At 64.9% G+C, this 6772-nt stretch carries 6 protein-coding genes; 5 read left to right on the top strand and 1 reads right to left on the bottom strand.

Going from position 1 to position 6772, the window contains the following annotated elements; genetic code table 11:
- Positions 1–114 precede the first annotated feature (114 nt).
- Positions 115–1056 (bottom strand): sugar-binding transcriptional regulator, encoded by a 942-nt coding sequence (locus tag EUU22_RS02880; protein WP_129330597.1) that lies wholly within the window; start codon positions 1054–1056, stop codon positions 115–117.
- 179 nt (positions 1057–1235) lie between these two features.
- Between EUU22_RS02880 and EUU22_RS02875 the strand changes: the two genes are divergently transcribed.
- From EUU22_RS02875 to EUU22_RS02855, 5 genes are all read left to right on the top strand, one after another.
- On the top strand, positions 1236–1949 hold the full coding sequence (locus tag EUU22_RS02875) for an HAD family hydrolase (protein WP_129330596.1): 714 nt from the start codon (positions 1236–1238) through the stop codon (positions 1947–1949).
- Positions 1950–2081: 132 nt separating this feature from the next.
- Complete coding sequence (locus EUU22_RS02870) at positions 2082–3716, top strand: ABC transporter substrate-binding protein (protein WP_129330595.1); 1635 nt, start codon at positions 2082–2084, stop codon at positions 3714–3716.
- A 108-nt stretch (positions 3717–3824) separates the two neighbouring features.
- Positions 3825–4823, top strand: a complete 999-nt coding sequence (locus EUU22_RS02865; protein ID WP_129330594.1) for an ABC transporter ATP-binding protein — start codon at positions 3825–3827, stop codon at positions 4821–4823.
- Complete coding sequence (locus tag EUU22_RS02860; RefSeq protein ID WP_129330593.1) at positions 4824–5810, top strand: ABC transporter ATP-binding protein; 987 nt, start codon at positions 4824–4826, stop codon at positions 5808–5810. It abuts the gene before it with no gap.
- 10 nt (positions 5811–5820) lie between these two features.
- Entirely contained in the window at positions 5821–6747 is a 927-nt protein-coding gene (locus EUU22_RS02855) for an ABC transporter permease (RefSeq protein WP_129330592.1), read from the top strand.
- Positions 6748–6772: the final 25 nt, after the last annotated feature.

Raw genomic sequence — 6772 nt, 5'->3', positions numbered from 1 at the left:
ATCTGCTGTCATCGGCATGATTGGCCTCCAGAGAGTTTTCTAGCGACCTCACTCTGCCACGGTGCAGACCGCTACTCACCCCTGATGGGATCTCAAGGCAGGCGGGACACGCGGTCAGTTCTTGGCGCTCAACAGCCAGCGGGCCGTGTCTGAATCGGTGACCAGCGCGGTTGCGAGTTTCCCGCGCAGCGCCGCGCTGATGACACGGCGCTTGTGCACACCCCCCGAGGCGATGACGCGGGTCTTGATCGTGCGGTAGCTTTCAAGGTCTGGCGATATGACCTGCCGGTTGAGGGGATGGTCGACCGGATCTCCGCGCTCGCCCACGTAATGGCCGAGCAGGTCGCCGACGGCACCTGATGCTGCCAGTTCGGCGATGTCGACGCCTACCGGAAGACCGTATCTCACCTGAAGCGATTTTTTCGTCAGGTCTCCGACGCTGAGGAAGGACAGATCGACCGACGCCGCCTTCATGAGGAATTCCTTGAAAACAGGTTGTTCGATGATCAGGGCGCGGGAGGCCTCCCCGTCGGCATAGATAGGCGCTGCGAAGTAATGGCATTTGGCATCCAGGACCGCGGCGAAGCCTCGGACAATGTCGAATGTGTTGATCTCGGTGCCTCGGGTTAGGCCGCCCATCATGGAGCGGACCTCCAGATCCGGCATATGGCTGCGGGTCATCTGGTGGACGGTTTCGCGGAGCGTGGAGCCCCAGCCGACGCCGATCGACCGCGGTCGATGCACATCGATGATCCTGTCGAGGAATGCCGCTGCGGCGCGACCGAGAACGGCATGCAGCAAGGTCTCGTCCGCAGGCGTCGAAACGATCATTGCCTCGGCCAGGGCGAATTTTTCGCAGAGCTCGTCCTCGAGCCGCACGTTTTCGGCAAGGGGAGAGGTGAACGTCACGCGCACCAGTCCAGTCGCCAGCGCCTCTGACAGGAACTCGTTGACGCGACGACGGGTGAGGTTCATCCGCTCGGCAATCTGCGCCTGGGTCAACCCCTCGACATGATAGAGCCACGAGGCCCGCACCATCAGTTCCTGGCTCTCCAAAACACACTCCCGATCAAATGTCACATCTGCGTAACATATGTAACGTACAGACCCTGCGTAGATGATGGCGGGTCCAAAGGCAATTGTTTCCGAAAGCCCGCCGACCAGCAAGCCATGTGACGGAAAGGGATGGGCATTGCCTCCCGAATTCCTCGCCGAGCCAGGGAACGGACTGCACCTTGACGACGACGGAACTGCTCATCTTCGATTGCGACGGCGTTTTGATCGATAGCGAACCGGTCGAAAGCCGTGTCCTGTGGCAAGCGCTCGAGGCCGCCGGTGCTGCGATCCCGCTCGCCGAGGTTCACCGTCGCTTTGCCGGCTATTCGGAAAGCGACGCACAGCGGATCTGCATCGAGGAGTTGGGGATCGCAGGACCCGCGTCCGTCTTTGCCGCCGCCCGCGACGCGCTCTATCGCGAATTTTCCCGCTCACTGACCCCAATGCCGGGAATGGAAAGCCTGGTCCGCTCGCTCCCGCAGCGCAAGTGTGTCGCCTCCAACAGCACGCTCGAGCGGCTGCGTGCCAGCCTCGGCCTGTTCGACCTGTGGAACGCCTTCGACCCCCACATCTTCAGCGCCGAAATGGTCGCTGCCCCGAAGCCCGCGCCGGATCTGTTCCATCTCTGCGCCGAAACGCTGAACGTCGACCCGAGCCACTGCGTGGTCGTGGATGACAGCGCGCACGGCATTGTCGGTGCGGTTGCCGCCGGCATGCGGGCGATCGGCTTCGTTGACCCGGCCGATCAGCGCGAGGGTCGCCGTGCCGTCCTGTCCGACGCTGGCGCCATGCTGGTCGCCACCGGCGCCGATGAGCTCGCCCGCGCTTTCGCAACCGTCCTTGGCGCTGCGCCTGTCGCATACCGGGCGCCTGCGCTCTCCGAACCTGTCTGAGCAATGCCCGCCGCGGCCAGCGCGGCGGTCCGTCATGCAAAATTCACGAGGCCATTAACAAACCGACACTCGGAACGCGCAAGAGGAAAGCCTCTGCTTTCGAGTGCCCCCACCCCAAGAAGGAGGATTCCAATGCTTTCCATCAATCGACGTGGCGCGCTTGGACTGATCGGCGCGACCGCCGGCAGCCTGGTCCTGCCGCGCATGACCTTCGCCCAGGGCAAGCGCCCCTCGGTGACGATCGCCGTGCAGAAGATCACCAACAACAACACGCTCTGCATCTGGAACGAGCAGTCCAACGTCGGCGAGCGCGTCTTCTTCCCGAACCTCTGGGAAGGTTTGATCAACCGCGACTGGATGGGCAACCAGGGTCCGGTTGCGGGTCTCGCCACCGAATGGAAGCGGATCGACGACAAGACGCTCGAACTCAAGCTGCGCCAGGGCGTGAAGTTCCACAATGGCGACGAGCTGACGGCCGATGACGTCGTATTCTCGTTCTCCAAGGAGCGCGTGTTCGGCAACACCGAACCGAAGGGCGGCAAGACCATTTTCGAAGCCGATCATAAGCCCACGACCGTCAAGGAATTGCCGGCCGCCGTTCCGGGCATCGGTCGCCGGCTGTGGCCGGCACTCGCCGGCGTCGAAGCCGTCGACAAGTACACCGTGCGCTTCCACAACGCGACCCCGGACGTCACCCTCGAGGGCCGCCTTTATGCCTATGGCAGCCAGATCACCAACCGCCGCGCCTGGGACGAAGCCGCCTCCTATACCGACTGGGCGCGCAAGCCGATCACCACCGGCCCTTACCAGGTCGGCGAATACAAGCCGGACGTCTCGCTGACGCTGGTTGCCTTCGATGAATACTGGGGCGGCCGCCCGCCGCTCGAGGAAATCCGCTTCGTCGAGGTTCCGGAAGTCGCCTCCCGCGTCAACGGCCTGCTGTCGGGCGAATACGACTTCGCCTGCGACCTGCCGCCGGACCAGATCGCGACCGTCCAGGCCGCTCCGGGCTTCGAGGTGCAGGGCTCGACCATCCTCAACCACCGCGTCTCGGTGTTCAACACCCAGAATGAAATCCTCGCCAATCCGCTGGTGCGTCGCGCCATGACGCACGCCATCGATCGGCAGGCGATCGTCGATGCGCTGTGGGGCGGCCAGACGATTATTCCGCCCGGCCTGCAGTTCGACATCTTCAAGACCACCGACATGTTCATCGATGGCTGGGCCGCACCGGAATACAATCCGCAGCTTGCCCAGGACCTGTTGAAGCAGGCCGGCTACAAGGGCGACGCCATCCCCTTCCGCCTGCTCAACAACTACTACACCAACCAGACCGCCAATGGTCAGGTCATGGTCGAGATGTGGAAGCAGGTCGGCCTCAACGTCGAGATCCAGATGAAGGAAAACTGGGCACAGATCCACGATCCGGAAGGCGTCAAGGGCGTGCGCGACTGGTCGGCCTCGGCCAACATCAACGACCCGGTCACGCCGATGGTCACGCAGTTCGGCCCGAACGGCGAGATGCAGCAGAAGAAGGACTGGAGCAATGCCGAGATGAACGAACTCTCGGTGGTGCTGGAAACCTCGACCGACCGTGCGCTGCGCAAGAAGGCCTATGCCCGCATGCTGGAGATCTGCGAGCGCGAAGACCCGGCCTATCAGGTCCTGCACCAGAACGCCGTCTTCACCGGCATGAAGTCCTCGCTGAAATGGAAGGCGGCGCCCGCCTTTGCCATGGACTTCCGGTCCAACAACTGGACGATGTAATCGATCCAATCCGGCGGCCCCCCGTGCCGCCGGATCTCTCCCTTCCGTGGACCGCCGCGGCAGGCCCTCAGAACCGGGCTGCCTCGGCCTTGAAGAAGGTGAACGCTGATGAGCTCCAATCTTGTCGAACTGCGCAATCTGACTGTCTCCTTCGACGGCGTGCCGGTGCTGCACGGCATCGATCTCGACGTGAAACCTGGCGAGGCGCTGGGCCTGGTCGGCGAATCCGGCTGCGGCAAGTCGGTGACCTGGCTGGCCGCGCTTGGCCTGCTGCCGGGCAAGGCGCGCGTCACCGGTTCGGTCCGCGTCGAGGGACGCGAGGTCTGCGGGGCGCCGCGCCAGGCGCTCGAAAGCGTGCGCGGCGGCCGTGTGGCGATGATCTTCCAGGATCCGTCGAGTTCGCTCAATCCGGTCATCCGCATCGGCCGGCAGATCACCGAGGCGCTGACGCTCCATCGCGGGCTCAAGGGCGAGGCCGCGAAGGCCGAGGCGCTGCGGCTGATGGACATGGTTGGCATTCCCGATGCCCGCCGGCGTTTCGATCTTTATTCCCACGAATTCTCCGGCGGCCAGTGCCAGCGGCTGATGATCGCCATGGCGCTTGCCGGACAGCCGGACCTTCTGATCGCCGACGAACCGACCACGGCGCTGGATGCGACGATCCAGGCGCAGATCCTGGATCTGCTCATCGCGCTTCGCGCCGAGACCGGCATGGCCACCGTCTTCATCAGCCATGACCTCGGCGCCGTCTCCCAGGTCTGCGACCGTGTCTGCGTCATGTATGCCGGACGAATCGTCGAGCAGGGCTCGATCGAACAGCTGTTTTCCGAACCTCGCCATCCCTATACCCGCGGCCTGTTCGACGCGATCCCGCGCATTGACGGGCCGCGAAACCGGCTGATCCCCATTCCCGGAACCGTGCCCAACCCGAAACACCTGTCCGCCGGCTGCGCCTTCGCCCCGCGCTGCGCGCGCGCCACCGACGGCTGCACCGAACAGCGGCCGATGCTCGAACCGATGGAGGACGGTCGCCGGCTCGCCTGCTTCAGCCGCGTCCCGGCCACCCGCCCGCAATCCGTCAAGACGAAGATCCTGGAAGGCGCATAAGTGACTGCTCCCCTCATCACCGCCGAGAACCTCACCCGTATCTACCAGTTGCGGCGCGGCCTGTTCGGCAAGCCGACTCCGGTGCGCGCCGTCGACGACGTCTCGTTGAGCGTCCTGCCGGGCGAGGCGCTCGGCATCGTCGGCGAGTCCGGCTCCGGCAAGTCGACGCTGGGGCGCATGCTGCTCGGCATCGACCCGGCACAGGCCGGAAGGGTGACTTTCGAGGGCAAGTCCATGCCGGAACCCGGCACCGCCGAATGGCGCGCGCTCAGGGCAAAGATGCAGCTCGTCTACCAGGATCCGTTGGCGGCACTCGACCGACGCCTCACCATCGCCGCCCAGATCGGCGAACCGCTGGAGATTCACGACCTTCTGCCGAAGGATGAACGCCCGGCCCGCGTCAACTCGCTGATGGCGGCCGTCGGGCTGCGCCAAGACCAGGCCGACCGCTATCCGCACGAACTCTCCGGCGGGCAACGCCAGCGGGCCGTGATTGCACGCGCGCTCGCCACGCGGCCGAAGCTGCTGGTCTGCGACGAGCCCGTTTCGGCGCTCGACGTGTCGATCCAGGCGCAGGTCGTCAACATGCTGCGCGACCTGCAGGAGGACAACGGCATCGCCATGGTGTTCATCAGCCATGACCTGAAGGTGGTACGCAACATCGCCGACCGCGTCGCGGTCATGTATCTCGGCCGGATCGTCGAGGAGGCCTCGTCCGACGTAATCTTCGCCTCGCCGCAGCATCCCTATACCCGGGCGCTGGTTTCCAGCGTACCGGTTCCGGGCAAGCCGCTCACCGGCCGGACGATCCTGCAGGGCGAGCCGCCGAACCCGGCCAACCGGCCGTCCGGCTGCGCCTTCCATCCGCGCTGTCCGCTAGCGGCGGACATCTGCCGCACCACCGTGCCGGCGCTGCGGACCATCGGCGTCCAGCGAACCGCCGCCTGCCACCTCGTCGAAGGCGCCGACGCGCCGCTCGCCGCGTGAGGAGACGACCATGATCCGCTTCGTCTTCACCCGCCTGCTGCGCGCCTTCATCACCATCCTGGCCGTCGTCACCTTCGCCTTCGTCGTGCTGCGCATGTCGGGCGATCCCGCCCAGGTCATGCTCGGCCCCGACGTGCCGCAGGAGGCAGTCGATGCCTTCCGAAAGGCCTGGGGGCTCGACCAACCCTTGTGGATCCAATACCTCGCCTACATCAGGTCGATCTTCACCGGCGATTTCGGCGTTTCGATGCGCGACAAGGCGTCCGCCCTGCAACTGGTGCTGGAACGCATTCCCGCCACGCTGCAGCTGACCCTTCCCGCACTCGTGCTGAAACTGCTGATCGGCATTCCGGCCGGGGTCTATGCCGCCCTTCACCGCCAGAGCATCATCGACCGCGGCGTGATCATGCTCTCCGTCCTCGGCTTCACCATTCCCTCCTTCGTCATGGGCCTGCTCCTCGTCCTTGTCTTTTCCGTGAGCCTCGGTCTCCTTCCCTCCGGCGGACAGGACACCTGGATGCACGGCCTGCTGCCGACGCTCACCATGAGCATAGGCGGGATCGGCATCCTCGCCCGGTTCTCGCGAAGCGCCATGATCGAGGTGATGGGCCAGCCCTATATCCGCACCGCCTCTGCCAAGGGGCTGAAATGGCCGGATGTGGTCTGGCAACACGCGCTGCCGAACGCCGCCGTGCCGATCGTCACCATCGTCGGCTTCATGGTCGGCTCGCTGATCGCCGGCGCCGTCGTGGTGGAATCGATCTTCTCCTGGCCGGGTATCGGCCGGCTCTTGGTCGTCTCGGTCGCCAATCGCGATCTCGCCGTTGTGCAATGCATCCTTCTCCTGATCGCCGCGACCATGGTGATCTCCAACCTCATCGTCGACCTGCTCTACGGCTGGCTCGACCCGCGCCTGCGCGCCCAAACCGCCCATTGAGGAGGACGTCATGAGCTCGACTGAC

The sequence above is a fragment of the Ciceribacter ferrooxidans genome, assembly GCF_004137355.1.
In the GTDB taxonomy this organism is placed as follows: domain Bacteria; phylum Pseudomonadota; class Alphaproteobacteria; order Rhizobiales; family Rhizobiaceae; genus Allorhizobium; species Allorhizobium ferrooxidans.
The sequence above is the reverse complement of the archived record's forward strand: the minus strand, read 5'-3'. Positions and strand labels throughout refer to the sequence as shown.